27 protein-coding genes and 1 riboswitch are annotated in these 25,709 nt (G+C 42.3%); of the genes, 9 read left to right on the forward strand and 18 right to left on the reverse strand.

Features of this window, described 5'->3' with window-relative positions; all coding sequences use genetic code 11:
* Positions 1 to 7 precede the first annotated feature (7 nt).
* On the reverse strand, positions 8 to 157 hold the full coding sequence (locus B8983_RS14120) for an ATP-binding protein (RefSeq protein ID WP_200806890.1): 150 nt from the start codon (positions 155 to 157) through the stop codon (positions 8 to 10).
* Between the two features lie 274 nt (positions 158 to 431).
* On the opposite strand from B8983_RS14120, the gene B8983_RS14390 reads away from it, so the two are divergent.
* Positions 432 to 716, forward strand: coding sequence for a CcdB family protein (locus B8983_RS14390; RefSeq protein ID WP_084284189.1), 285 nt, complete (start codon positions 432 to 434; stop codon positions 714 to 716).
* A gap of 13 nt (positions 717 to 729) precedes the next feature.
* Here the strand turns inward: B8983_RS14390 and glmS are convergent, their stop codons facing one another.
* Genes glmS through B8983_RS10000 form a run of 5 tightly spaced genes read right to left on the reverse strand, consistent with a single transcriptional unit; the run spans position 730 to position 6,059 of the window.
* Entirely contained in the window at positions 730 to 2,553 is a 1,824-nt protein-coding gene (gene glmS, locus B8983_RS09980) for a glutamine--fructose-6-phosphate transaminase (isomerizing) (RefSeq protein ID WP_084284085.1), read from the reverse strand.
* 18 nt (positions 2,554 to 2,571) lie between these two features.
* Positions 2,572 to 3,939 carry a bifunctional UDP-N-acetylglucosamine diphosphorylase/glucosamine-1-phosphate N-acetyltransferase GlmU gene (glmU, locus tag B8983_RS09985; RefSeq protein ID WP_084284090.1) on the reverse strand — a complete coding sequence of 456 codons (1,368 nt, stop codon included), beginning with the start codon at positions 3,937 to 3,939 and terminating at the stop codon, positions 2,572 to 2,574.
* A gap of 35 nt (positions 3,940 to 3,974) precedes the next feature.
* Positions 3,975 to 4,862 (reverse strand): tRNA 2-thiocytidine(32) synthetase TtcA, encoded by an 888-nt coding sequence (ttcA, locus tag B8983_RS09990; RefSeq protein WP_084284092.1) that lies wholly within the window; start codon positions 4,860 to 4,862, stop codon positions 3,975 to 3,977.
* A gap of 14 nt (positions 4,863 to 4,876) precedes the next feature.
* Positions 4,877 to 5,272, reverse strand: coding sequence for a dihydroneopterin aldolase (locus B8983_RS09995; protein WP_084284191.1), 396 nt, complete (start codon positions 5,270 to 5,272; stop codon positions 4,877 to 4,879).
* A 7-nt stretch (positions 5,273 to 5,279) separates the two neighbouring features.
* Positions 5,280 to 6,059 (reverse strand): SDR family oxidoreductase, encoded by a 780-nt coding sequence (locus tag B8983_RS10000; protein WP_084284093.1) that lies wholly within the window; start codon positions 6,057 to 6,059, stop codon positions 5,280 to 5,282.
* Positions 6,060 to 6,076: 17 nt separating this feature from the next.
* On the opposite strand from B8983_RS10000, the gene B8983_RS10005 reads away from it, so the two are divergent.
* Positions 6,077 to 7,300 (forward strand): class I SAM-dependent methyltransferase, encoded by a 1,224-nt coding sequence (locus B8983_RS10005; protein ID WP_084284097.1) that lies wholly within the window; start codon positions 6,077 to 6,079, stop codon positions 7,298 to 7,300.
* On the opposite strand, the gene B8983_RS14280 is transcribed toward B8983_RS10005, so the two are convergent.
* From B8983_RS14280 to B8983_RS10020, 3 genes are read right to left on the reverse strand one after another with little or no spacing between them, the layout of a single operon-like run.
* Entirely contained in the window at positions 7,275 to 8,378 is a 1,104-nt protein-coding gene (locus B8983_RS14280; RefSeq protein WP_084284101.1) for a tRNA nucleotidyltransferase/poly(A) polymerase-related protein, read from the reverse strand. The genes B8983_RS10005 and B8983_RS14280 overlap by 26 nt on opposite strands.
* Positions 8,375 to 9,283 (reverse strand): complex I NDUFA9 subunit family protein, encoded by a 909-nt coding sequence (locus tag B8983_RS10015; RefSeq protein WP_084284105.1) that lies wholly within the window; start codon positions 9,281 to 9,283, stop codon positions 8,375 to 8,377. The genes B8983_RS14280 and B8983_RS10015 overlap by 4 nt, the downstream gene beginning before the upstream one ends.
* 35 nt (positions 9,284 to 9,318) lie before the next feature.
* Positions 9,319 to 11,316, reverse strand: coding sequence for a lytic transglycosylase domain-containing protein (locus B8983_RS10020; protein ID WP_084284109.1), 1,998 nt, complete (start codon positions 11,314 to 11,316; stop codon positions 9,319 to 9,321).
* Positions 11,317 to 11,355: 39 nt separating this feature from the next.
* Between B8983_RS10020 and B8983_RS10025 the strand changes: the two genes are divergently transcribed.
* Together B8983_RS10025 and B8983_RS10030 are read left to right on the forward strand one after the other, a co-directional pair.
* Positions 11,356 to 11,970, forward strand: coding sequence for a 5-formyltetrahydrofolate cyclo-ligase (locus tag B8983_RS10025; RefSeq protein ID WP_084284114.1), 615 nt, complete (start codon positions 11,356 to 11,358; stop codon positions 11,968 to 11,970).
* Positions 11,971 to 11,974: 4 nt separating this feature from the next.
* Complete coding sequence (locus B8983_RS10030) at positions 11,975 to 12,508, forward strand: DUF1439 domain-containing protein (RefSeq protein ID WP_084284118.1); 534 nt, start codon at positions 11,975 to 11,977, stop codon at positions 12,506 to 12,508.
* Here the strand turns inward: B8983_RS10030 and metF are convergent.
* From metF to metK, 3 genes are all read right to left on the reverse strand, one after another.
* Complete coding sequence (metF, locus tag B8983_RS10035; RefSeq protein WP_200806891.1) at positions 12,505 to 13,341, reverse strand: methylenetetrahydrofolate reductase [NAD(P)H]; 837 nt, start codon at positions 13,339 to 13,341, stop codon at positions 12,505 to 12,507. The two genes, B8983_RS10030 and metF, sit on opposite strands and share 4 nt — an antisense overlap.
* A 7-nt stretch (positions 13,342 to 13,348) precedes the next feature.
* Entirely contained in the window at positions 13,349 to 14,785 is a 1,437-nt protein-coding gene (gene ahcY, locus B8983_RS10040; protein ID WP_200806892.1) for an adenosylhomocysteinase, read from the reverse strand.
* Positions 14,786 to 14,849: 64 nt separating this feature from the next.
* Positions 14,850 to 14,945, reverse strand: a riboswitch (S-adenosyl-L-homocysteine riboswitch).
* 9 nt (positions 14,946 to 14,954) lie between these two features.
* On the reverse strand, positions 14,955 to 16,121 hold the full coding sequence (metK, locus tag B8983_RS10045) for a methionine adenosyltransferase (protein WP_084284122.1): 1,167 nt from the start codon (positions 16,119 to 16,121) through the stop codon (positions 14,955 to 14,957).
* A 182-nt stretch (positions 16,122 to 16,303) separates the two neighbouring features.
* On the opposite strand from metK, the gene B8983_RS10050 reads away from it, so the two are divergent.
* Genes B8983_RS10050 through dapF form a run of 3 tightly spaced genes read left to right on the forward strand, consistent with a single transcriptional unit; the run spans position 16,304 to position 18,947 of the window.
* Complete coding sequence (locus tag B8983_RS10050) at positions 16,304 to 17,176, forward strand: lysophospholipid acyltransferase family protein (RefSeq protein ID WP_084284125.1); 873 nt, start codon at positions 16,304 to 16,306, stop codon at positions 17,174 to 17,176.
* 5 nt (positions 17,177 to 17,181) lie between these two features.
* Positions 17,182 to 18,069 (forward strand): LpxL/LpxP family acyltransferase, encoded by an 888-nt coding sequence (locus tag B8983_RS10055; RefSeq protein WP_159460885.1) that lies wholly within the window; start codon positions 17,182 to 17,184, stop codon positions 18,067 to 18,069.
* 2 nt (positions 18,070 to 18,071) lie between these two features.
* Positions 18,072 to 18,947: a diaminopimelate epimerase gene (gene dapF / locus B8983_RS10060; RefSeq protein WP_084284130.1), complete on the forward strand. Its 876-nt coding sequence runs from the start codon at positions 18,072 to 18,074 to the stop codon at positions 18,945 to 18,947.
* 21 nt (positions 18,948 to 18,968) lie between these two features.
* Here the strand turns inward: dapF and pyrE are convergent, their stop codons facing one another.
* Positions 18,969 to 19,640, reverse strand: a complete 672-nt coding sequence (pyrE, locus tag B8983_RS10065) for an orotate phosphoribosyltransferase (protein WP_084284132.1) — start codon at positions 19,638 to 19,640, stop codon at positions 18,969 to 18,971.
* 67 nt (positions 19,641 to 19,707) lie between these two features.
* Here pyrE and B8983_RS10070 point away from each other — a divergent pair, with 67 nt between their 5' ends.
* Complete coding sequence (locus B8983_RS10070) at positions 19,708 to 20,490, forward strand: exodeoxyribonuclease III (RefSeq protein WP_084284196.1); 783 nt, start codon at positions 19,708 to 19,710, stop codon at positions 20,488 to 20,490.
* On the opposite strand, the gene B8983_RS10075 is transcribed toward B8983_RS10070, so the two are convergent.
* From B8983_RS10075 to argB, 5 genes are read right to left on the reverse strand one after another with little or no spacing between them, the layout of a single operon-like run.
* Entirely contained in the window at positions 20,487 to 21,866 is a 1,380-nt protein-coding gene (locus tag B8983_RS10075) for an AmpG family muropeptide MFS transporter (RefSeq protein WP_304442181.1), read from the reverse strand. The two genes, B8983_RS10070 and B8983_RS10075, sit on opposite strands and share 4 nt — an antisense overlap.
* Complete coding sequence (metW, locus tag B8983_RS10080) at positions 21,863 to 22,456, reverse strand: methionine biosynthesis protein MetW (protein WP_084284134.1); 594 nt, start codon at positions 22,454 to 22,456, stop codon at positions 21,863 to 21,865. The genes B8983_RS10075 and metW overlap by 4 nt, the downstream gene beginning before the upstream one ends.
* Positions 22,453 to 23,586: a homoserine O-succinyltransferase MetX gene (metX, locus tag B8983_RS10085; protein WP_084284135.1), complete on the reverse strand. Its 1,134-nt coding sequence runs from the start codon at positions 23,584 to 23,586 to the stop codon at positions 22,453 to 22,455. The genes metW and metX overlap by 4 nt, the downstream gene beginning before the upstream one ends.
* Positions 23,583 to 24,221: a nucleoid occlusion factor SlmA gene (slmA, locus tag B8983_RS10090; protein WP_084284138.1), complete on the reverse strand. Its 639-nt coding sequence runs from the start codon at positions 24,219 to 24,221 to the stop codon at positions 23,583 to 23,585. The genes metX and slmA overlap by 4 nt, the downstream gene beginning before the upstream one ends.
* 1 nt (position 24,222) lies before the next feature.
* Positions 24,223 to 25,125 (reverse strand): acetylglutamate kinase, encoded by a 903-nt coding sequence (gene argB, locus B8983_RS10095; RefSeq protein WP_084284140.1) that lies wholly within the window; start codon positions 25,123 to 25,125, stop codon positions 24,223 to 24,225.
* Between the two features lie 159 nt (positions 25,126 to 25,284).
* Between argB and B8983_RS10100 the strand changes: the two genes are divergently transcribed.
* A complete protein-coding gene (locus B8983_RS10100; RefSeq protein ID WP_084284142.1) occupies positions 25,285 to 25,695 on the forward strand; it encodes a hypothetical protein in 411 nt (136 codons plus the stop codon).
* The last annotated feature ends 14 nt before the right edge of the window (positions 25,696 to 25,709 follow it).

Genomic DNA, 25,709 nt, shown 5'->3' on the forward strand with positions numbered 1-25,709 from the left:
AAACTGATTATGAATAACCAGCTGCATCGCCCACAGAGCGTGCAAACGTTGTTTTTCCACATTGGCGTGGACCATGAATAAGTACCACCGGCGTATCTTGCAGTGCCTCTACCAATCGATGGAGAGCAAAGCGAGGATGTAAAGTTGAATTATCCATAACTTTAGGTTTAACGCAATCTCCGTCCAATTGAAAGGTTGTACCCCGTCCAATTGAAAGGTTAGGGTGCTTCTAAATGCACTAAAGGGAATGATGTTATAAAAATTCGAATCTGAAAAAGAAAGGCTATAGAAGCTTGAACATTCCGATTTCTTCTCTTCTTACAATAAAATCATAGAGTTAGAGGGACTTCCACTTGAGCAATGAAGAAGTTTTTAATTGAACGATTTACTGTTTACGATAGTTCATCCGAAAAAAATAATTCTACCCTTATCTGTTTGATGTTCAAGCTGAGTTATTAGATAAACGTTCAGCTAGAGTTGTCATTTCTTTAAAAAACGCTAAGCAATATAAACAAGTTAGGCTGCCTCAAGATTTTTTACCGCAATTTATCATTAAAGGAAATAGATATATCTTAGAAACCCCAGGATATGGCGGCAGTTCCATGTTCACTTTTAAAAAAACAAGTTTATTCTTTAAAAGACCATCAAAATCTAATTATCACAGTCATAGACCGCTTGCTCGACGGTTTTTAGTTTATCTAAAAACACGACCATAGAAAAAATTAACTTTTACTCTACAGTGACACTTTTAGCCAAGTTTCTTGGTTTATCTACATCAGTGCCAAGGGCAAGAGCAGTGTGATAGGCCAATAGTTGCAATGGCACCACATGAAGAATCGGGGATAAGTTGCCATAGTTTTCTGGCATACGAATCACATGGATCCCAGCACTTGCTTGTATATTGGCATCCACATCAGCAAACACATATAACTGGCCACCTCTAGCAGCGACTTCTTGCATGTTTGACTTGAGTTTCTCGAGCAGATCATCATTTGGAGCAACAGTTACGACTGGCATCGTCTCGTCCACCAAGGCAAGCGGTCCATGCTTTAGTTCTCCAGCAGGATAAGCTTCAGCATGGATATAGGATATTTCCTTCAACTTCAAGGCGCCCTCGAGTGCGATGGGATAATGCATTCCACGGCCCAAGAAGAGAGCGTTATGATATTTTGCAAATTGCTGTGCCCACGCTATCACTTGTGGTTCTAAGGCTAATACTGCATTTAAGGCTGCCGGCAAATGACGCAGACGATCAATATGTTCTTTTTCGTGAATTGGCGTTGGACTCTTGCCTAATTTAGCCAAAGTTAATGCTAAGAAGTACAAGCCAACTAACTGGGTTGTAAAAGCTTTGGTGGAAGCAACGCCAATTTCGGTACCCGCATTCGTTTGAAATTTCCACATCGTTTCACGCATCATGGCACTAGAGGCCACATTACAGATTGCTAAGGTCTTCTCATGCCCCAAAGATTTTGCATGACGAAGTGCCGCTAAAGTATCCGCAGTCTCGCCAGATTGAGAGACGACCACTACCAAGGCTTTGGGATTGGGAACCGAAACTCGATAGCGATACTCACTAGCAATTTCTACTTGAGTCGAAACTCCTGCCAATGCTTCAATCCAATATTTAGCCACACAGGCTGAGTAATAACTAGTTCCACAAGCAAGAATCAATACTTGATTAATTTCTGACCAATCGGCATGGGTTGCGCCAAAAATATCAAAGTCAATTTTTTCGACATTACCAATCGTGTTGGCAATCGCTGTTGGCTGTTCAAAGATTTCTTTTTGCATGAAATGTTGATAAGGTCCAAGCTCAACCGAAGCGACCTGAGCGGGTACCGGACGAATCTCACGCTGGAGTATCTCTCCGGCAAAATTCATCACCTTGACGGAGTCTGGGGTAAGGGCCACAAGATCACCCTCGTCTAAGAACGTCATGCTTTTAGCATGTTCTGCAACGGCTAATGCATCTGAGGCTAGGAAGTTTTCCTGCTCTCCATAGGCAACGACGAGAGGCGAACCGGCTCTAGCGCCAACTAAAATACCTGGCATATCTTGGGCAATGACACCGATGGCGTAGGCACCATGTAGTCTTGGAAGGGTAAGCCTGACAGCCTCGACCAAATCACGATGATTCATTGAAGAATAGTTATTATGTACCAAGTGAGCAATTACTTCGGTATCAGTCTGGGAAGTAAACTGATATCCTTTACCGATCAATTCCGCTCTTAAAGATTCGTAATTTTCAATAATCCCATTATGTACAACCCCAATTAAGTCACCAGAAAAGTGGGGATGGGCATTATCAGTATTTGGTTTGCCGTGGGTCGCCCAGCGCGTGTGAGCAATCCCTGTAGCACCATATAAGGCAGTCGTATTTTCTTTTAGTTCAGCAACGCGTTGTGTTGTTCTGCTTCGCTCTAGTTGGTTTTTTTCATTGACCACTGCCAAACCACAAGAATCATATCCTCGGTACTCTAAGCGAGACAGCCCCTCAACTAAGATGCTGACAATATTTCTTTTAGAAACTGCTCCAACAATCCCGCACATAATTCTGCCTTAATAAAATTATTTTTTGATTTTTTCTGGTCGCTTCCAAGTCAAACTGACTTGCTTTGCTCGACTCACTGTTAATTGATCAGGTGGCGCATCTTTGGTTAAGGTTGTACCAGCACCCAGGGTGGCTCCCTTACCGACTCTAACAGGCGCCACTAATTGCGAGTCAGAACCAATAAAAGCACCATCTTCAATAATGGTTTGGTGCTTGTTCACTCCATCATAGTTACAAGTAATTGTGCCAGCACCAATATTTACACCAGCACCAACAATCGCATCGCCAATATAGGACAAATGATTTGCCTTACTACCAAGACCAATTTGAGCATTTTTTACTTCCACGAAATTGCCGATATGCGCTTGATCGGCAATTTGTGCACCAGGTCTTAGTCTAGCATAAGGACCAATCACGGCACTAGTGCCAACTTGGGCGTCTTCAATGTGCGAAAAAGCATGAATCTGTGTATCTTGACCAATACTAGCGTTCTTCACCACACAATAGGGGCCAATCTTCACGCCAGAAGCAATTTGAACATCACCCTCGAAGACACAGCCAACATCAATATACACATCACTTGCGCAATTTAAAGTGCCACGAATATCAATTCTGGCTGGGTCCGCCAAGGTCACGCCACTCTCTAACAAGTTACTCGCCAAAAAGGATTGATATTCCCGCTCTAAAGCGGCTAATTGTGAGCGGCTGTTAACACCTTGTACCTCCCAACCAAAAGTTGCTTGCGTCGTTCGAATAGGTACACTTTCTTGAGCAGCCAGCGCGATGATGTCCGTTAAATAATACTCACCTTGCGCATTATTAGGTTGTAACAAGCCCAGCCATCTTTTAAGATCAGCTGTGTTGCAAGCCAGCATGCCAGTATTAATTTCTTTAATTTCTTTTTGGGAGATCGAGGCATCTTTTTCCTCGACAATACCAACCACCTCACCATTCACATTCCGAACGATGCGTCCATAACCGGTTGGATTATCCATCCATTGGGTGAGAACAACCAAGCCACCATCTTCGGCTAATTGCTTTAATTGTTGTAATGTATCTGCTTGAATCAGTGGTACATCCCCATACAAAACAATCGTAGTACCGGCATTTGTTAAAAAGGGACTCGCCTGCAACACTGCGTGGCCAGTACCTTTTTGCTCTGCTTGAATAGCTGTTTGTACATTGGGAAAATCTTTACTGAGGTAAGACTGAACTTGTTCGGCACCATGGCCAATCACAATACAGGGCTGGGTAGTTGGAGCAATTTGAGTAACGCCATCTAAAACATGTCCGAGCATTGATTTTCCACCAATGCGATGAAGTACCTTCGGCAAAGAAGATTTCATTCTTTTACCTTGTCCAGCTGCAAGTATGACTATATTCATGAATCGTGGCTATCGGAGTTAAATTACAAAGAGCATCAATTGAACTGAATCAATTGTACATTTTCCGTACTAATACAGGATGAATCAAAACCTTCATCAATTGCTTTATCCCCCTCATTGGGGCTTACATTGAGCGATAAATCTTGAAAATCAAATAACTCAGAATCTAGCAAATGTGAGGGAGTAACTTGAGTGAGAGACTTAAAAATACTCTCCACACGACCCGGATGACTTTTCTCCCAAGACTTTAAAAGCTCTTTCATTGCCACTCGTTGCAAGTTGGTTTGGCTGCCACATAAATTACAAGGAATAATGGGGAAGTTCTCTTGGATTGCATAAGCTTCTAGATATTTTTCCGGAACATATGCCAATGGACGAATCACAATATGCCGACCATCATCAGATTTTAGTTTAGGAGGCATGGCTTTTAACTTGCCGCCATAGAACATATTCAATAGTAGCGTTTCTAAAATATCTTCACGGTGATGGCCTAAAGCGATTTTTGTCGCCCCAAGTTCATCCGCCACCCGATACAAAATACCTCTTCTTAATCTCGAGCAAAGGCCACAGGTGGTTTTTCCTTCGGGCACTACCCGCTTCACAATGCTGTAAGTATCCTGTTCCTCAATATGAAAGGGCACCTCTAAATTACGCAAATAATTTGGTAAAACATCTTCAGGAAATCCCGGCTGCTTTTGATCTAAGTTCACGGCAACAATATCAAAGTGTATAGGGGCTCTAGCGCGAAGCTTCAGCAATACATCCAACATGGCATAACTATCTTTGCCGCCGGATAAGCACACCATCACCTTATCACCGTCTTCAATCATCTTAAAATCGCCTATCGCCTGACCGGCTAAGCGACATAGCTTCTTTGCCAATTTATTTTCTTCGTAGGCGGCTTTGCGGGGATCTGTAGTCATAGGTATTGGGATAATTACAGGTTTTTCATTTGAAAGGATTCAACACCAACACTGGCGCAATCAGGATACACATCAGGTTTTTCAGAACTCACTCTTGCAGCGATGACGAGAGGATGGGCCAACATTCTTTGCATAATTTCATCACACAAAGTTTCCTGTAACTGTATATGCCCTTGACTCACAATGGACTTGATGGTCTCGCGCATAAAGTCATAATCAACCACTTCTGCTAAATCGTCTTGCTGTGGCGAGTTGTCCTTTAATGGCACATACAAATCAATATTAATAATCACCCGTTGTTCAGCTTTTTTTTCAAACTCATGCACGCCAATATTCATTGGGACATCGTAATCTTTAAGAAACAATCTACGGCAATTAGCCAGTACATTGGTATTAGTTGCGGAAGTCATAAATCCTTTATTCATTCGTTAAAAACATTACATCTCTGCGTGAGCCAAATAAGTGTTGGCCACCATCAATTTGGAGGGTTGTTCCTGTCATCGCTTTTGCGCTACAAACATAAAGAATACCTTGTGCAATGTCCTCCGGTGACGAGGACCTTTGCAGTGGTGTCATTTGATGCGCTTGTTGAAAGCTAGAAGCACTTTGATCACCGGAAATCATCGTAATACCTGGCGCAACTCCTACCACCCTTAGCTTAGGAGCAAAATGCAGTGCTTGCATTTTCATGGCAGCTTCTAAAGCGGCCTTCGACATCGTATATGAAAAAAAATCCGGGTTTAAATTATCTAATTTTTGATCCAGCAAATGAATAATGACAGCAGGCTCTTTGGGCGAAGTTTGCGCAGCATGCAGTTGATAAAGTTGTTCAGACAATATTAAGGGGGCAGCGACATTGATCTGCATATGTGCATTCAATAAATCGCTCTGAAAGGCACTTGGCTCGTCATACTCAAATAAAGCAGCATTATTGATTAAGCAGTCTGGCAAACCTAAGCGAGCAACACATTCGGGTAGGATTTTTTTAACTTCTTCAGGATCTTGCAGATCCGCTTCAATGCCAATGACTCGGCACCCCATGTCTTCAATTTGCGAAATTACCCCTAGAGCGTCTTGCTTTGATTTACCATAATGAATTGCAATATCCCAGCCTGCCGCAGCCATTTGTAGCGCAATCACTCGCCCTACTCGTTTTGCAGCACCGGTGATCAGCGCAATTTTATTTTGTTGGTTCATTTAAATTTAGATCTTTCATGGAAATACTAAGCAATACCGAAGCATTATCCCACTGTCGTCAATTATCGATCCTTATTGATGAAGTTATTCAAAAATCTGACAATAGATTGCTATTTTCTGACTTTATGGATTTAGCCCTGTATTCCCCAACATTAGGGTATTACACTGGCGGCGCAATGAAACTTGGGTCAAAGGGTGATTTTATAACCGCTCCTGAAATCAGTCCATATTTTGGTGCAAGTATTGCAGAAACAATCTCTCCAGTGATTCAACATTTTCGGGCTGGTCGACATATTGCCAAAATTCTAGAGTTTGGAGCCGGATCCGGGGCTTTAGCGGCCAGTATTCTACTGCAGTTACATCAGCTAAATACTCTTCCCCATGTTTATCAAATCTTAGAGGTCTCTCCGGATTTACAAGAGCGTCAAAAGACACATCTCCAGCAATTTATTAAAGAACATCAAATCCCAGTCGCTATCGAATGGCTTTCGGCTATGCCCGTTGAATTTGATGGGGTGATTCTAGCGAATGAAGTGATTGACGCTTTCCCCGTCGACCTCATCATTAAAAAGGCAGATGGGTGGTATTACCGTGGCATCACGCAAAACCCTCATGCAAGCTCACCGAGCTTTTCTGACCATTGGATATGGATAGACTATCAGAAAGTTCCAATGGAAGATTTACCAACTTATCTGCGTGAAAATGATACTGATTTACCCGTTGGTTATCAAACCGAAACCCATTTACGTGCGCAATCTTGGATCGCCATGATTGCTAAATCTCTTCGTCAAGGTCTACTGATGACGATTGATTATGGCTTTCCCGCAAAAGAGTATTACCATCCCCAAAGAGCGCAAGGGACCATCATTGCGCATCACCAACACCACTCCATTAATGACTTATTTTATTTACCTGGCTTATGTGATCTAACCGCCCATGTGGAATGGACTAGCTTAAATCAAGTCGCCCTCAATGAAGGTCTCGATTTAATTGCCTATCTTAGTCAAGGTGCTTACCTACTGGATGCTGGTATTGGTCAATTACTATTATCGAACGCCGACATCAACGATCCAATGCGATTTTTACCCCAAAGTAATGCCCTACAGAAACTCATTTCAGAAGCAGAAATGGGCGAGTTATTTAAAGTGGCGGCATGGTCAATGAATCGCCTAAAAGATGATTCATTGGATGAATTATTGAATACCTTACCGGGCTTTAGAGGGCGGATGAGATTGCTTTAAGACGAGCCGCCATCACTGCGTTAGCAATATCTTGACCATTATTGCTGGTGACTTGCTTTGCAATCTCACCAGAATTTACTGCTTGAACCTTTTTGATGACTGCGTCCAATATAAGAGTATCCATCCCTAATGACCTAGCTAAGGTGCAGAGCTGCATAAATCGCTCTGACTTTCGCCATAAATCAGAGCCGTCGAAAAGACTCAAAAACTCATTAGGGGTAGAGTGGCTCGTCTTTAAAAAACGATTCACCTGACCATATGCTTTGGCAAAGTTTCTTAAATCTGTTGGAACTTTATTCTGTTCAAGCCACTGATCAACTTCAGCGCGATCGAGTTCACACAATAAAACGGCTAATCGATTTTCTAAAGGAGCGTGCTCTATTGCAAGTTGATCTAGAACTTTTCCGGTATTTTTCAATCTCGAATCAACAAATAGATGGCCTGGTAACAAGGCTTGATTAACGCCTATTTCCCGCAAAAAATCAAACATGCGCGAGGGTTTAGATTCTAATAAGCCACGGCTCAATTCCTGCCAAATGCGCTCTGGTACTAAATATTGCAACTCTTGGTTTTGTACCATTTCTTGAACTAAGGTTAGCGTCGTTGGCGCTACTACAAAGGTATTAAAGCGTGCCAAGAATCTGCCTAAGCGGAGTATTCGCAAAGGGTCCTCTTTAAAGGCATCGCTTACATGGCGAAACAGGTGTCCCTTTAAATCCATTTGACCGCCATAGGGATCGATGATCGGACCGACCAAGGCTCCGTTATCGTCGACCTCTTGCGCCATCGCATTGATCGTAAAATCCCTACGAATTAAATCTTGCTCAAGAGTGACCTCTGGGGAAGTGTAAAAAGTAAAGCCCTTATATCCCTGTCCAGACTTTCTTTCCGTCCTCGCTAAGGCGTACTCCTCTTTCGTTTGCGGATGAAGAAAAACTGGAAAGTCTTGCCCTACAGGTATAAATCCTTTGGCAATCATTGCTTGTGGTGTACTCCCAACCACCACATAATCACGATCAGATGCTGATAAGCCGAGTAACTGATCGCGAATCGCACCGCCGACTACATACACTTTCACTTGAGTAAACTTTCTAATGGAGTTGGAGTCAATCCAAAAATTTGCTCTAAGGGATTAGGTGATCCGGATGACAACACGCTAGGCGTTTTCATGGAAGCCACATTGTCTCGTGACATCACTTTGGGTCCAGGCAGGAACTCAAGTAAACATGCCTGTAAATATGTCGCCCAATTTGGTAAAGGAATAATGGGTCGAGATACGCCTTGACGTTTCGCCGCAAATTTTACAATTTCAGCTAAGGAATAGACTGTTGGACCACATAAGTCGATAGACTGGTGGATGGTTTGGGGCATCGCAATAGCTTGGGTAAAAGCCTTACTGACATCTTCCACACTCACCGGTTGAAATAAGACTTTAGCGCCACCTAATGGCATGATCGGAAAATATTTTTGTAACTTTCCAAACATATTAATAAATTGGTCGTCGTTACCAAAAACTACTGAGGGTCTAAAGATAGTAAAGTCGAGGCCAGAGTTCCTGACCAGATCCTCTGCATCACCTTTTGACCGAAGGTACATGGAAGTTCCATCTGCATCAGCTCCAAGTGCGCTCATATGCAGATATCTTTTCATGCCTAAAAATTTCATGGCAGAAATGATGTGCGTCGGAATATTGACATGCGCTTCTAAAAACTCCGGTCCATAAGGATCATCTTGTTTTGCGTGTAAGACACCCACCAAGTTAATTACCACGGCATCCTTAGGTACATGACCTAACAGTTCTCGCACACCCATTTCAGAATAATCATGATGCGATATCACACGCGCACGCTGATCTAATAAATACTTCGATGGACTATCTGATCTTTTGGCAATGACCACGGAATAATTTTGCGCCAAGAGTTCTTGGGTAAGATGAGATCCAACAAAGCCGGTACCACCAATAATTAATACTTGTTGACTCATAAAAATTCCAGTTTAAAAAATGTGGCTCAGAAAACTCAGGGCAAATTAGATGTTACGGCAACAGCGGGATAAACATTTCCTAATTTTTCTTTAAGAGAGTTTGTTTTACCATTTAAATGCGCATAATAAACAGCGTTCGATAAAACATTTTTAACATAGGTTCTTGTCTCATTGAAAGGAATCGTTTCGGCAAAAATGGCACCATCTACTTGTTTCTTTAATGACTGGCGCCATTGCTTCGGTCTACTCGGCCCTGCATTGTAGGCCGCTGAGGCCAATCCCCAAGAGCCATCCAAATCGTTCAAGACCATGTTCAAATAATTACAGCCAATCATTAAATTCGTATTAATTTCTGCAAGATTCTCAGGGCGAAAATCTGATAAGCCAATTTTTTTAGCCACATACTTGCCGGTTGTCGGCATCACTTGCATCAAACCAGACGCACCCACGCCAGATTTTGCTGAAGTAATGAAACGAGACTCTTGGCGAATCAAACCATAAACCCAATGGATATCTAAATTAATTTTCTGGGTAATCGGATTCAGTTTCTCAATATAAGGAGTTGGATATCGCAATGAAAAATTATGTTCAATCTTGGTTCGATCAGCGGTACTTACGGTTCTATCTAACAGCCCAATCCGTTTACCATATTCAGCCGCTGCAATCAGTTCACGATCAGATAAATTTCTTAATTCCCAATTCCATTCACGATTTCCTTCTGTCCGCAGATTCATGGCATACAACTTAGCAGCCTTATCGAAGGCTGAGTGTGTCAATCCGATCGTAGATATTTCGTTATCACTCACGGTAACTTTGGCGGGAATCACGATTTGCTTGTTGAGTTCCTCTAAGGCTAATTGACCATAAAAATTAAATTGTGAAGAGATGGACATAAAGTATTCGTTTGCTCTTTGGTCCTTCAATTCCTTGAGTGCTCGACCGTACCAATAAGTCCAGGCCGGATCTCGTAAGCGGATCCAATCTGGCATCGTTTCAATCGACTCTTTAACAAACTTCCAATCTTTTTCCTTCAGAGCAGCTCTCACTTTCCACTCAGAAGACTCAGGGGAGAGTAGTCCACTGTCGCTCAGTTGGTGTTGACGTTTAAACATTTCGAGTGCTTTGGGATCTTGTTTTTTGGCGAGGAACTGACCAACTACGCCATACATTAATCCACGATGCTCAGATGAACCAGCAAAATCAAATTCTTCTAATTTGATTAGTGCCAAAGTCGGATTAGTCCTTGCCAACTTGACCATTTCAAAAATGGGATCATTCGCCATTTTTTTTGCCAAGGTATCTAAACTATTTTCTGAGGCGATTCGACTAATTGCTTCTGCTTCAGACTGGGTTAAACCGCCCCGAGCTTGTAATGCTTGCACTGCATCTGGACAACCTTCACCAAAATACCTTGCATCTTGCATCGCTGCTCTGGCAGCAAGACCTACCTGCTTTGGATTTTCACCTTTATATAAGCGCGCTAAAAATGAATAGCATTTCACTTGGGTATCATCATCTAAGGCAAATTGTGCGTACTGTCGATCGACCTCGTTCCAATCTCTTCGCTTACCTAATACCAAAATCCAATCGTTCCTCAGTCGATCCGCTAGTCCAGTATCCTTGTAGCGCTGGAGAAATCTTTCCACTTCACGATCGGCATCTGTCATGGCATTTGCTCGACCAGACGAATCATAAAGTCTTGGCTTTAACTTAAAATACTCAACATAATCTTGCATTGGATAATCTTTGAGATTCCCCGCAAGTTGAAGCGCCTTTAACAAATCATTTTTACGCGCAGCTTCGCGCAAATCGATAAACTGTAAATCTTTATCACTTAATTCTTGATTGCCTGGAATGGGGGTATTGTTTGGGTTTTGTGCAGCGGTATTTTCATTCGTACTTTTTCCAGCAGAATGCTTTGAGTTTTTCACCTCTTTTGCTTCAGTGTGCCCAAATGACGCAAAACAAGTAATAATAGAAACGATTAAGGTAACTTGAAAATATTTGGTAAAGGATGGTATTAAGTGATGCATATATTCTTGCTAAAGCCCTTTCAACGGATTTGAACTCCTATGCATGAAGTACAAAATAAAGCAGTACGACAACAACTGATCGATTTACGCAAGGAGCGTCAAGCTCAACTTGCTGTAAAGCCTCATTTTGAAAAATTACTGCATAGTAAGATTTTAATGGCTATAGAGAAAATCGACACGATATATTCGCTAAATATTCAAAAGATCGCGTTTTATTGGCCAATCCATGGCGAGCTGGATCTCAGGGTTCCCCTATTAGATTGGCAACGCCATGATTCTAATAGAAAACTTGCTTTGCCCATCACAAAACGACATCAAGTACTCCAGTTCTTCGCCTGGGACGACAAAACCACAATGACAAAAGGTTTTGCAAATATCTTCGAACCAGTTGGCACAGAGAGGATAGAGCCAGATCTAATCATTGCGCCCTGTGTAGGCTGGTTTTTTGCCGAGATGCAGATCTGGAGAATTGGCTATGGGGGAGGTTATTACGATCGTACGCTGAATGAGTATCAACATCAAGGCAGCCAACCATTTGTATTAGGCATCTCCTTAGACGCCTTAGAAACAGATCATCCTCTTTGGATACCACAGGAACATGATTATCCCCTGCAAGGAATGCTCACCGAATCTTCTCTCTACTTGAGACCTTAATACATTGAAATCAACGTCTATTCCATTACGTCGTGCATTCTTAATACTTATCTTTGGTTGTTTTTTTAGTGTTTTTAGTCAGGCAAAATCTGACTATTTATTGCCGACCTCATTGATTAATTTGTATTTGCAATTACATGCGCCAATTACGCAAGATTTTTCACCCTTATTAATGATTCAATTAAATAATACGGATGTTTCTACCAAAGAAAATTCACAGCGCATTGAGGTTGCCAGTTCTATCTCCATAATTCTGCCCAATCAATCTGCCATCAAAGGAAAAGTACGCTTCAGTTCTTCCTTCAGGTATGACAACATGTCAAAAAAAGTCCTCTTAATGCAACCTCAAATTGAGTCCTTAGATATTGACAACCTCTACTCATCTTCAGAAAAGTTATTGATGCAGCTCAATCCAATCTTGACTCAGCTATTGAATGGCATCACAGTATATGAATTTACAAGTAAAAATGCGATGATACCAAAGGCACCATCGCATCTTAAAGTAGAGGCGGAAGGAATCCGTTTTTACTTTGATTAACGCAGATTATTCACAATCTGAATCGTAGGTTCAGCCATATTTAAAGAATAAAAATGTAAGCCCGGCGCACCACCACTGATCAACTGAAGGCAAAGGTCACTCACCACTTCTTCACCAAATGCTTTGATAGAAGCAGTATCATCCCCAAAGCCCTCTAAGCGACGCCTTAACCAGCGTGGAATTTCTGCACCACAAGTATCAGAAAATCGCATTAACTGGGTAGAGCTCGTAATCGGCATAATGCCTGGCACGATATCGACAGTAACGCCACGGGATTCCACATCATCTAAGAACTGAAAATAAGCATCTGAGTTAAAGAAGTATTGCGTTATAGCTGAATTAGCACCTGCTTTCACCTTATTCACAAAGTGTTGAATATCTGACTCTGCAGAACTAGATTGCGGATGAAACTCGGGATAGGCCGCGACTTCAATATGAAACCAATCACCGGTTTTTTCACGAATAAAAGAAACTAATTCGTTCGCATGATGAAATTCACCATATTGCCCCATACCCGAGGGTAAGTCTCCACGCAGGGCGACAATCCGCTTAACGCCCATCTCTTGATAGCGGTTCACTAAAGAAAGAATGTTCTCTTTCGAGCTACCGACACAAGACAAATGAGGCGCCGCATCATTGCCGTTGGCGAGAAGTTGTTGGACGGTTGCAATCGTGCCTTCTTGTGTAGATCCACCAGCACCAAAGGTTACCGAGCAAAAACTTGGCGCAATCGCCTCTGTCAGGCGTTGCGAAACCAAATTTAACTTACTGGCACCCTCGGGTGTTTTCGGTGGAAAAAACTCAACGCTAATTTCTATCTCAGATATATTCATTGATTAATTAATAACGATAATGATCAGGTTTAAATGGGCCGCTTTGTGAAACACCAATGTAATCGGCTTGGTCTGGACGCAAAACAGTCAACTGCGCATTCAGTGATCTTAATTGCAAAACAGCCACTTTTTCATCTAAATGCTTCGGTAAAGTATATACACCAATCGGGTACTCATTCGTGTTCGCCTTGGTCCATAACTCAATTTGTGCAATCGTTTGATTGGCAAAAGAGGAACTCATCACGTAAGAAGGGTGACCTGTACCACAACCCAAATTCACTAAACGACCTTTAGCAAGAATGATGATCCGCTTCTCTGGCTGACCATTACTAGCTGGGAAAATAATGTGATCAACTTGCGGTTTAATTTCTTCCCAACGGTATTTTTCTACACTAGCCACATCAATCTCATTATCAAAGTGACCAATATTACAAACAATCGCTTGGTTCTTCATTTTTAACATGTGCTCTTCAGTAATCACATGATAGTTACCTGTAGCTGTTACAAAAATATCTGCTTTATCAGCCGCATAATCCATCGTCACGACCCGATAACCTTCCATCGCTGCTTGCAAAGCGCAAATCGGATCAACTTCAGTTACCCAAACTTGAGCGGATAGTGCACGCAAAGCTTGTGCAGAACCTTTACCTACATCACCATAACCAGCCACAACTGCCACCTTACCAGCAATCATCACATCGGTTGCACGTTTAATTGCATCCACTAATGATTCACGACAGCCATAGAGATTATCAAACTTACTTTTTGTAACAGAGTCGTTGACGTTAATGGCCGGGAACTTTAACTCGCCTTTTTTAAACATCTGATACAAACGATGCACACCTGTGGTTGTTTCCTCTGTCACGCCCTTCACTTGTGCCAGTCTGACAGAATACCAAGTTGGGTCTTTTAAAAGCTTGGCTTTAATCGAAGCATACAAAATTGTTTCTTCTTCGCTAGTTGGGTTACTTAAAATGCTTAAGTCTTTTTCTGCGCGGGCACCCAAATGTAATAGCAAAGTTGCATCGCCACCATCATCCAAAATCATGTTGGAATAACCACCATCAGTCCACTCAAAAATACGGTGAGTAAAGTCCCAATATTGCTCAAGAGTTTCACCTTTAATGGCGAACACTGGCGTACCATCCGCAACAATTGCGGCAGCGGCGTGATCTTGTGTGGAATAAATATTGCAAGAAGCCCAGCGCACGTCTGCCCCCAATGCTTGCAATGTTTGAATTAATACCGCCGTCTGAATAGTCATGTGCAGTGAACCTGTAATCCGTGCACCCTTGAGTGGTTGATTAACTTGATATTCTTGACGAATTGCCATCAGTCCTGGCATTTCTGTTTCAGCGATAGCGATTTCTTTACGGCCGAAATCTGCTAATGTTATATCCGCGATTTCATAATCGTTGGCAGTCCCGTTCATTGGTAGGTTCATATACTCTCCGATAAATTTAGACATAATTGAGGGCAAAAAAAAGCCCACCAACCATGCATTACTTGGTTAGTGAGCGCCGTTGCTAAGACCCATAAGAGCCCCTTCAAGCCTGGGGTGTTTTCTTAAATAAGAAAACATCCTCGCAACGCTCCTTGAAGAATTTGTACTATTATAAACCTGCTGCTGCTTTTAATGCTGCGGCTTTATCTGTTTTCTCCCAGGTAAAGTCTGGCTCTTCACGACCAAAATGTCCGTATGCGGCTGTATTACGATAAATTGGACGTAATAAATCTAACATTTGCACGATACCTTTTGGTCTTAAATCAAAGTGTTCACTTACTAACTCAGCAATTTTCTCATCCGAAATAACGCCGGTCCCATAGGTGCTAACCCACACAGAGGTCGGTTTTGCAACGCCAATCGCATAAGAAACTTGAACTAAACATTTCGTGGCAAGACCGGCAGCAACCACATTTTTAGCTACATAGCGAGTTGCGTAAGCAGCTGAGCGGTCAACCTTGGATGGATCTTTACCAGAGAATGCACCACCGCCATGGGGGCATGAACCACCGTAGGTATCAACAATAATTTTGCGCCCCGTCAAACCACAATCACCTTGTGGACCGCCAATCACAAATCTGCCAGTTGGGTTTACCAAGTACTTAATTTCACCCTTAATTAACTCTTTAGGCAATACTGGTTTAATAATTTCTTCAATTACAGCTTCTCTGAGAGCAGCCAACTCAATATCAGGTGCGTGTTGTGTAGACAAAACAACCGTATCAATCGAGTGTGGCTTACCGTCAACATAACGCAAGGTCACTTGGGACTTCGCATCAGGACGCAACCAAGACAAACGACCATCTCTTCTCAGTTGTGATTGACGCTCTACCAAACGATGTGACAAATGAATTGGCAAAGGCATTAACTCAGGAGTTTCATTGACGGCATAACCAAACATTAAACCTTGATCACCTGCACCCATGTTCAAAGGATCATCTTCAGCACTGTCAACACCTTGCTTGATATCAGGACTTTGCTTGTCATATGCAACTAATACTGCGCAACCTTTGTAATCGATACCGTATTCAGTATTGTCATAGCCAATTGACTTGAGCGTATCTCTCGCAACTTTGATGTAGTCTACATTTGCTGTAGTAGTAATTTCACCTGCTAAAACCACTAGACCCGTGTTGCAAAGTGTCTCTGCAGCTACACGTGCAGTTGGATCTTGAGCAATGATTGCATCAAGGATTGAGTCAGAAATTTGATCGGAGACTTTGTCTGGATGGCCTTCTGAAACAGACTCGGAGGTAAATAAATATTCGTTCGCCATTAAATGGATTCCTAAAAAAGTTATGACAACACGTGCCGACAACTTAATCCATACGGCGACGCTTTAGCAGAATTTTTGAGTCGCCCTGCAAGTTGTCTTTAACTCGGCGATGATTACTATCTGTTAGTGTATCTGAAAAAGAATATTTTTTCAAACTTACAAAAATTGCATATCATAGTGGGATGAGATGGATTATTTACTTTTTAGGCAATTTGCCCCTCCAGTGGCTTCAATCGATTGGATCCCTTTTAGGGTTTTTGACTTTTCATTTTTCTAAAAATGATCGTCGGTATATTTTAGAAAATACGACACATGCCACCCAAAAATATGGCATCAAAATTAATCCAATCGCCTGTGCAAAATCCGCTGGGATGATGTTAACGGATAGTCTTTGGATCTGGCACAATCCCCAAAAAGCACTCGCCATCACCGAAATACAAGATTGGCACCTCGTCGAAGAGGCCTATGCCGAAGGGCGTGGCTTACTGATGCTAACACCGCATTTAGGGGCTTTTGAAATGATCCCAAGAGTTTTGGCGGAGCACTTTACAGCCACGATTATCTATAAACCCGCAAAACAAGCCTGGTTAAATGAGTTGATTGAAAAAGGGCGGTCTCACCCTCAAATGAATTTTGTGCCAGCCAATTTACAAGGGGTGAGGCAAGTAGCAAGAGCCCTACAAAAAGGTGAGGCTGTGGGCATTTTGCCAGATCAGGTACCTGGACAGGGTGAGGGTGTTTGGGCTTCTTTCTTTGGAAAGCCAGCCTACACAGCGGTACTTCCGGCCAAGATTGCTAATAAAAATGCAGTGCCGACGATTATTTTTTCGGCCATTCGTAAACCAAATGGTAAAGGTTGGTTGATGCAGGCTAAACGCATTACAACACCTTTAAGTAAAGTTCCTGTAGAGTCAGCGGAACAAATTAATCAAGCGTTAGAAGAGGTGATCATGACTCACCCGGATCAATACCTTTGGTCCTACAATCGCTATAAAGCTCCACTAGGCATTTCTGCTCCGGTAGATGGCACGATGACACCTAAAGCTATTGAATGAAGTTCATGTCCCTTTTTCTTAACTACCTTGCACTAGGTTTTTTATATTTCTTATCGTACCTACCAATTAGACTCAATCATTGTATTGGTGATGTATTGGGTACGATTGCTAGCTCCTTGCCAATTGAACGGAAAAAAGTCGTTGCTATCAATTTGCAGCGATGTTTTCCAGAGTTATCTGACCAAGAACGCGCAGAGATTGCAAAGAAAAATTGGCGTTTATTTGGTAGGAGTATGACGGAGAGAGCCTATTTATGGCTTGGGTCAAAAAATCAAATTAAAAAACTTGTCTCCGTACAGAGTGAGGTCCCACTCGACGATGGTGTGCCAAGACTATTAGTGGGAATACATTTAATGGGAATAGAGGCAGGGGCAGTGGCTTTATCCTTGTACATGTCTGAGCTAGGCATTAAAGAGCCGTCTACGTTGTATGTAAAAATGAAAAATGATTTTTTTGATTCACGTATTTGCACTTGGCGTGAACGTTTTGGCGCAAAAATGCGTAATCGATTGCAGTCTTCGCGCGAGATGATTCGTAGTTTAAAGGCCGGTCAACCCGTTGTTATTTCTCCTGACATGGACCTCGGGGTACAGGACTCAGTATTTGTTCCATTCTTTGGTATTCCAACCTGTACCGTAACCTCCGTGTCTAGGATTGCGCTACTTGCAAAAGCACAAGTTTGTAGCGTTACAACCTCGCTCAATCCGGATGGCCAATCTTATACCTGCCAAATCAGTAAACCTTGGGAAAACTTCCCAAGCAATGATTTTGTGCACGACACTAAGCGTTTAAACCAACACTTTGAGTCGATGATACAACCACGCATAGAAGAGTATTATTGGGTGCATAAGCGATTCAAAAACCGTCCTGACAACCAACCCAAATTTTATTAATTATGGAACTTCACTTTACGAAAATGCATGGTGCCGGCAATGACTTTATTGTGATTGATGGCATCCATCAAGACCTCTCCAATATGAGTCGTGCGCAGTGGCGCTATTTAGCAGATCGACAGTTTGGGATTGGTGCAGATCAGATTTTATTAATTGAGAAACCAACTCGTCCAGATGCAGAATTCAAATATCGGATCATCAACCATGACGGATCTGAAGTAGAGCAGTGTGGTAATGGTTCAAGATGTTTCGTTCGTTTTGTGCGTGAAAAAAATCTTACTGACAAAAAACAAATTAGCGTAGAAGTTGCCCATACCTTACTCGTACTCAGTGAAAAAGATCACGGCTTGGTTGAGGTAAACATGGGTGCACCCGTTTTAGATTTACCCCTCATACCATTTCATCCGAGTGGCCTGGAGTCTCGAGTAACTGCAGACACCATCAATTACCTTTTGCCAACAAAAGAAGGTTCCTTTTGGGTTACGCCCGTTTCGATGGGCAATCCACATGCCGTTCAAATTGTTGATGCACTTGATAAAGCTCCAGTGCTTTTAACAGGGCCACTCATTGAGCATCACCCAAGTTTTCCGGCACGAGTCAATGCTGGCTTTATGCAAATCATTGATCGTAATACCATTCATTTAAGGGTGTTTGAACGCGGTTCAGGCGAAACGCTTTCTTGTGGAACTGGTGCTTGTGCAGCAGTAGTGGCTGGCATCTTACAGGGCGTCCTCGATTCGCCAGTCAGTGTTCATACCAAGGGTGGCGAACTCTTGATTGAGTGGCAATACGCGAATGATGGTAAAAATGCCTCCGTGATGATGACAGGTCCAGCCGAAACTGTATTTGAAGGCAAAATTAGTGTGCCAGACCTGTAATCAAGACTTTACCGTTAGAAATTAACGAATCCCGTAGGTATTCCGATACGTTTGTACGGCCACCAAATTTTGTTGAAGATGGGTATCCGCTGTACTTTGTAAAAAATCGAGCAAATCTTGTAAATTCGCAATGGCGATAACAGGAATACCAAACTCTTCCTTCACCGCTTGCACTGCAGAGAATTCACCAACATTTACTGCATCCCCAGATCGTTCCATACGGTCTAAAGCAATCAACACCGCACAGGGTTGTGCGCCAGCCTTTTTGATCATTTCAACCGATTCACGTACTGAAGTTCCCGCAGAAATAACATCATCGATAATGACTACTTTACCTTGCAGCTTTGCTCCCACGAGAGTGCCGCCCTCACCGTGATCTTTAACCTCTTTACGGTTGTAGGCAAATGGGACATTTTTGTCTTTTTTAGCTAACGCTACAGCCGTTGTCGCCGCTAAGGTAATCCCTTTATATGCCGGCCCGAATAGCATATCAAATTCAATTTGACTAGCAAGCAACGCATTCGCGTAAAACTCGCCCAACGCACCTAGTCTTGCGCCATCATTAAAATCACCCGCATTAAAGAAATAAGGGGACATCCGACCGGCTTTAGTTTTGAAAGATCCAAAAGCTAACACTTTAGCATCAAGGGAAAATTGGATAAATTCGAAAGAGTTTGAGTTCATAATAGATATGCTTAAATTAATTTCTACTATTTTAAGTCGCTATCTACTTTTTTATTGTTTTTTATCTTTTATATCTATGATCAGAATTGTCTCCGCCAACTTAAATGGTATCCGCTCTGCAACTAAAAAAGGCTTTTTACAATGGCTTGCCAAAAGTGAAGCTGATTTTGTTTGTTTACAAGAGATTAAAGCGCAAGCAAATGATCTTGGGGAAGAGTTTACTAAACCCGGGAACTATCAAGGTTACTTCCATTTTGCGCAAAAGAAAGGCTATAGTGGCACCGGTATTTATACCCGCCATCAACCCGATGAAATCTTTACTGGCTTTGGTGCCGCAGAATTTGATAATGAAGGTCGATATACCGCACTGAGGTTTGGGAACCGGTGGATTATCTCTGCATATTTCCCCTCTGGGTCTGCCTCTGAGGATCGTCAAGCCTCTAAATTTAGATTTTTAGATGTGTTTTTACCTTTTCTCGTGCAATTGAAAAAGTCTGGTTGTGAGATTGTTTTATGCGGTGATATCAACATTGCCCACCATGAAATCGATTTAAAAAACTGGAAAGGCAACGTTAAAAACTCGGGCTTTTTACCAGCTGAACGGGCATGGTTAACCCACCTATTTACCAATGAAGGCTTTACGGATGTCTATCGATTGCTTGAGCCAACCGCGACAGATACTTGCTACACTTGGTGGAGTCAGCGTGGTCAAGCCTATGCCAATAATGTTGGATGGCGCATCGACTATCAGATCGCTACGGATACTTTAGCCAAAACAGCGATCACTCAGAAAGTTTACAAAGAGGAACGTTTTTCAGATCACGCTCCTCTAATTATTGATTATGATTTCTCTCTCTAACTAGTCTCTTCAGCACTGATGGTTGGTGCAAATTTTTCAACTAGATAAATCAGAACAAATACTGGCATACCTATAACTGCGGTAAAAATAAAGAAATGCTGATAGCCAAAGTGGTCTACATACATCCCTGAAAAACCAGCTAGCCATTTTGGTACGATCAACATCATCGAACTAAATAACGCATATTGAGTAGCGCTGTACTGAATATTAGTGAGTGATGAAATGTAAGCAATGAAAGCAGCAGAGGCAATTCCAGAACTTAAATTATCGGCAGAAATCACAAAAATTAATCCGTAAAGATCATGTCCCGCTGTTGCCAGCCAAGCGAACAATAAATTACTGAGTGCTGATAAGAATGCCCCTAGCATCAGAATCCGTAAAATACCGAAACGAATCGTTAAGCCCCCACCAATGAATGCGCCGACAAGGGTCATGATGACGCCAAAAACCTTTGATGTAGCAGCTACTTCATCCTTGGTATAACCCATATCCACATAAAAGGGATTAGCCATAATGCCCATCACCACATCACTGATGCGGTAAACAGCAATTAAGGATAAGATCAAAATTGCATACCAACCATAGCGACTAATAAAATCAACGAAGGGTTGCAAAAATGCCTCACGCAACCAGACCGCAAGATTTCTTCGGGCACCTGTGGCAGTCAGTGGGGTCTTTTCTTTTGAGATCAAGACAATCAATATCCCAGGCAACATAGACGCCGCCATCCACCCATAAGCGATGTGCCAAGCATTTAAGTCATAACCGACCGTTTCCCCTTGTGCTCTTGCTGCCAACCATAAGGCCCCCGCACCAGCCCAAATCATAGCAAGGCGATAGCCAGTCTGATAAGCAGCTGCCAAGGCTCCCTGTTCCTCTGCTGAAGCAGACTCAATACGAAATGCATCCAGAGCGATATCTTGAGTTGCTGAACCAAAAGCAACAAGCAGAGCGCTCCAAACCAAGATTGACAAATTTTGTGCTGGGTCCGCTTGAGACATGCCGATCAAGCCTAAAATAACGAGACCCTGAGCCAATAGCAACCAGGATTTGCGTCGCCCAATTTTTCGACTCAGAAAAGGAATAGGTAAACGGTCGACGAGTGGTGCCCAGACCCATTTGAAACCATACATCAAACCAATCCACGATAAAAACCCAATGGTTGTTCGATTGATACCTGCCTCTCGCAACCAAAAACTCAATGTACCGAAGATCAATAGCAGGGGTAAGCCAGCAGAAAATCCCAGCCCTAACATTCTCAAGGTACGCCACTTTGTGTAGGTTTGAAGGATGTTAGTCCAACTTTTTTTTTGCTGATGTGTAAATGAAATTTCTGATTTTTGTTGTTTGGTGTGTTTGAAATCTAATCCTGTCATTTCGAAGAACACACCCTATAAATTGCTAAACTACCTAATAAATTACTACACCAATTCACTCTCTTACCTCCATCTAGGACAACACGGTCGAGTATTGTAAGGCCGATTTGATTGGCAAGCAACTCGAAGTCTGCAATCGTTAATACCCTTACATTCGGTGTGTCATACCATTGGTAAGGCAATGATTTAGAAATCGGCATACGCCCCATGAAAACATCAATGCGATGAGACCAATGGGCAAAGTTAGGAAAAGACACGACACACTCTTTACCGACCCGAGCCACTTCATGCAAAATCTTTTCAGTTTGATGAATCGTTTGTAGGGTTTGAGACAAGATGACCGTGTCAAAACTTTTATCCTCAAACAGTGCTAGACCCCCTTCAAGATCTTGTTGAATGACATTGAGACCTCGCGCCACACAAGCTAAAACACTTTGATCAGCAATCTCCACACCATAGGTCTTCACTTGCTTCACGCCTTGGATAAACTCTAAGAATTCTCCATCACCGCATCCAACATCTAATAAACTGGAGTGAGGTGCAATCCAATCTGCAATCGCTGCAAAATCTGCTCGAATATGCGGGGTCATAGCTTCCCCCGTTTTATTTTTTGAAAATAAGCTTTGACTAACTGATGATATCTTGGATCATCCAATAAAAATGCATCATGCCCATGAGGTGCATCAATTTCAGCGTAACTGACTTCTTTTTGATTGTCTAACAATGCTTTAACAATCTCCCGACTACGGGTCGGGGCAAAGCGCCAATCGGTCGTAAAACTAATCACCAAAAACTTAGCAAGTACTTTGCTCAAGGCCTGATTAAGATTGCCCTGATGCGCTTTGGCTGGATCAAAATAATCGAGTACTCGGGTAATTAATAAGTACGTATTTGCATCAAAATACTCAGAAAATTTATCGCCCTGGTAACGAAGATAACTTTCTACTTCAAACTCGGTATCAAAACTATAGCGATAATCTTGTCCTTCTTGTGCTGTTCTACGCAAGGTACGACCAAATTTCTGCGCCATATCGTCGTCCGATAAGTATGTCACATGACCTACCATTCGCGCCACTCGTAGACCACGATTTGGAACTACTCCATGAGCATAAAAATTACCCCCATGAAAATCTGGGTCACTCATAATTGCACTTCTGGCAATTTGGTTGAACGCAATATTTTGAGCTGATAAATTTGCTGCGGATGCAATCACAACACAATGTTCAATTCTCTCAGGGTACAAAATAGCCCAAGTCAAGGCCTGCATGCCACCCAGGCTTCCACCAATCACTGCAGCAAATTTTTCAATTTTAAAGTGATTCGCCACTCGCTCTTGCGTATTCACCCAATCTTCTACGGTTAATACGGGGAAGCTTGAGCCATAGGGGTGGCCAGTCGCAGGGTCAATACTCATCGGCCCCGTTGAACCAAAACAGGATCCAAGGTTATTAATCCCAATGACAAAATAATCATTGGTATCAACACATTTACCCGGACCAATTAAATTGTCCCACCAGCCTAATTGTCCCTTCTCATCTACCCCAGCAACATGATGGGAAGCATTAAGCGCATGGCAAACCAAGATAGCATTTGAACAATCCGCATTCAAAGTGCCATAGGTTTCGACAGCCAAGGAGTAAGGCCCAAATTGAGCCCCAGACTGAAGTTGAATTGGCTCAAAAAATTGTAAGTGATGTGATTGGGTGTTTAAACTACTCATACCATCAAGATGATGTTAAGCGACGGTAGAGCATGGTCCATCGGTGACTTCTTAAAGCCGCTTCTAGCAAACCGATGCCAATTACCGACGACGAAAGTCATTACTAGACTTGAACGCTGACTAATTTCCTCTGGCGCCCAGTTTAAGTTTTGTTGGGTTTGCATAATCCGAAAGGATTGCTTTAGCGATGCTTCAACTCGCTCTAATAGTTGATTAATTCTTTCCTGTAATCTTGCGTCTTCTTGAAACAAAGAGTCGCCTAAGAGCACTCTTGTCATGCCAGGGTTTTTTTCTGCGAACGCCAAAAGAATCGAGGCAATTTCCTTAATTTGGTTTACGCCGCTCTCATCTCTGGCGATGATTTGATTAATCAGACCAAAAATACTTTGCTCAATAAACACAATCAAGCCATCAAACATTTGGGCTTTACTAGCGAAATGCCGATACAGCGCAGCTTCTGAAACTGAAATCTTGGCAGCAAGTGCTGAAGTGGTAACTCGATCGCCCTGCGGATTTTCTAACATCTCTGCCAAGGCTTGTAAAATTTGAATACGTCTCTCACCCGGCTTTGGTCGCTTACGAGCAGTTGTCTCTTGGTCTACAGCCGTTAGGTTTTCCATTGGTGAGGTACTCATATTAGTTTGATCGAATCATTGTTCCAAAAGCTTGTTCTGTCAAAATTTCTAAAAGAAGTGAATGTTCAATTCTACCGTCAATAATATGAACAGAATTTACACCACATCTTGCGGCATCTAATGCAGAAGAAATTTTTGGTAGCATCCCACCTGAAATAGTACCATCAGCAAAGAGTTCGTCAATTTCTTTAGCCGTTAAATCCGTCAATAATTCCCCTTTACTGTTCATTACTCCGGGAATATTGGTCATCATGACTAGTTTTTCTGCATTGAGGATCTCGGCCATTTTGCCAGCAACAACATCGGCATTGATGTTATAGGCACGTCCGTCTTCACCAAAGCCGATCGGCGAAATCACTGGAATAAAAGCGTCATCTTGTAAAGCCTTTACAACTGCAGGATTAATGGAGCTAATTTCACCAACAAAACCGATATCAATTTTCTTGGTTGGATCTTCCCGATCAGTCATCCAGAGTTTTTTTGCCTTGATTAATCCACCGTCTTTGCCCGTTAATCCGACTGCCTGACCACCAAACTGGTTAATCATCATCACGATATCTTGTTGAACTTCGCCCCCCAAAACCCACTCGACGACCTCCATGGTTTCATCATCGGTCACGCGCATCCCTTGAATAAAGGTTCCAGCCTTACCAATTTTTTTCAAAGCATCATCAATTTGTGGTCCACCACCATGGACAACCACGGGATTCATACCAACCAGTTTTAATAAGATGACGTCTCTAGCAAAGCCTTCTTTTAAACGATCCTCGGTCATGGCATTACCGCCATATTTAATAACGATTGTTTTACCGTGATATTTTTTAATGTAAGGTAGTGCCTCCGCTAAAATTTCAGCCTTGAGGGTAGGTGCGATATCACTCAGCGTGATTTGTTGTTTGTCCATAATTTTTAATTTGCGTTTATTTAGCGTTACTTATTTTATAGTCTAATTCTGTTAAGGTTTGAATATATATTACAGATTCTTTTCAGTTACAACACTTTATTGATCGCGTGAACTACTATTAATTCACCACTTGGCAAAAGAGAATGGTAAATTATTGCTATGCATGCCCATTCATCATCCTCAAAAGTGCGCCATCGACTTGTTATATTCCTGATAACTTGTGCAGTACTATGGACGCAATTTTTTGGCTTGGGTCATGCGATTAACCATGGTTGGACCCCAACTGCAGTCAGCTCAGCGCTGATTCAAGAAAACGATCAAGGTGGACTAGGGCAACTAAGCCTTGCGATTGGGGTTTCTGACAAGAGTCAACCCAACTCCTCGATTACTCATAACTGCTTTGCTTGGGACTCCTGCTCTTTAACTACTGCCGTTTTCTTAACGACTCAAATTCAATTTGCTAGCTCACTCGTTTTTTTCCTGCTTCCCCCAATATTTTTACCGAATTTTAGCTATAAACTCCCTCAATATTTTTTAAGTAGAGCTCCGCCGCAACTCCTCTCACGCTGATTTATAAGTTTTTT

It is taken from the genome of Polynucleobacter kasalickyi, from assembly GCF_900176405.1.
GTDB lineage: Bacteria > Pseudomonadota > Gammaproteobacteria > Burkholderiales > Burkholderiaceae > Polynucleobacter > Polynucleobacter kasalickyi.

Bases quoted from the DNA above. Each gene is read 5' to 3' on its own strand.
- B8983_RS14120 (WP_200806890.1), bottom strand. From the start codon at position 157: ATGGATAATTCAACTTTACATCCTCGCTTTGCTCTCCATCGATTGGTA.
- glmS (WP_084284085.1), bottom strand. From the start codon at position 2,553: ATGTGCGGGATTGTTGGAGCAGTTTCTAAAAGAAATATTGTCAGCATC.
- glmU (WP_084284090.1), bottom strand. From the start codon at position 3,939: ATGAATATAGTCATACTTGCAGCTGGACAAGGTAAAAGAATGAAATCT.
- ttcA (WP_084284092.1), bottom strand. From the start codon at position 4,862: ATGACTACAGATCCCCGCAAAGCCGCCTACGAAGAAAATAAATTGGCA.
- B8983_RS09995 (WP_084284191.1), bottom strand. From the start codon at position 5,272: ATGACTTCCGCAACTAATACCAATGTACTGGCTAATTGCCGTAGATTG.
- B8983_RS10000 (WP_084284093.1), bottom strand. From the start codon at position 6,059: ATGAACCAACAAAATAAAATTGCGCTGATCACCGGTGCTGCAAAACGA.
- B8983_RS10005 (WP_084284097.1), top strand. From the start codon at position 6,077: ATGGAAATACTAAGCAATACCGAAGCATTATCCCACTGTCGTCAATTA.
- B8983_RS10015 (WP_084284105.1), bottom strand. From the start codon at position 9,283: ATGAGTCAACAAGTATTAATTATTGGTGGTACCGGCTTTGTTGGATCT.
- B8983_RS10020 (WP_084284109.1), bottom strand. From the start codon at position 11,316: ATGCATCACTTAATACCATCCTTTACCAAATATTTTCAAGTTACCTTA.
- B8983_RS10025 (WP_084284114.1), top strand. From the start codon at position 11,356: ATGCATGAAGTACAAAATAAAGCAGTACGACAACAACTGATCGATTTA.
- metF (WP_200806891.1), bottom strand. From the start codon at position 13,341: ATGAATATATCTGAGATAGAAATTAGCGTTGAGTTTTTTCCACCGAAA.
- ahcY (WP_200806892.1), bottom strand. From the start codon at position 14,785: ATGAACCTACCAATGAACGGGACTGCCAACGATTATGAAATCGCGGAT.
- metK (WP_084284122.1), bottom strand. From the start codon at position 16,121: ATGGCGAACGAATATTTATTTACCTCCGAGTCTGTTTCAGAAGGCCAT.
- B8983_RS10050 (WP_084284125.1), top strand. From the start codon at position 16,304: ATGAGATGGATTATTTACTTTTTAGGCAATTTGCCCCTCCAGTGGCTT.
- B8983_RS10055 (WP_159460885.1), top strand. From the start codon at position 17,182: ATGTCCCTTTTTCTTAACTACCTTGCACTAGGTTTTTTATATTTCTTA.
- dapF (WP_084284130.1), top strand. From the start codon at position 18,072: ATGGAACTTCACTTTACGAAAATGCATGGTGCCGGCAATGACTTTATT.
- B8983_RS10070 (WP_084284196.1), top strand. From the start codon at position 19,708: ATGATCAGAATTGTCTCCGCCAACTTAAATGGTATCCGCTCTGCAACT.
- B8983_RS10075 (WP_304442181.1), bottom strand. From the start codon at position 21,866: ATGACAGGATTAGATTTCAAACACACCAAACAACAAAAATCAGAAATT.
- metW (WP_084284134.1), bottom strand. From the start codon at position 22,456: ATGACCCCGCATATTCGAGCAGATTTTGCAGCGATTGCAGATTGGATT.
- metX (WP_084284135.1), bottom strand. From the start codon at position 23,586: ATGAGTAGTTTAAACACCCAATCACATCACTTACAATTTTTTGAGCCA.
- slmA (WP_084284138.1), bottom strand. From the start codon at position 24,221: ATGAGTACCTCACCAATGGAAAACCTAACGGCTGTAGACCAAGAGACA.
- argB (WP_084284140.1), bottom strand. From the start codon at position 25,125: ATGGACAAACAACAAATCACGCTGAGTGATATCGCACCTACCCTCAAG.
- B8983_RS10100 (WP_084284142.1), top strand. From the start codon at position 25,285: ATGCATGCCCATTCATCATCCTCAAAAGTGCGCCATCGACTTGTTATA.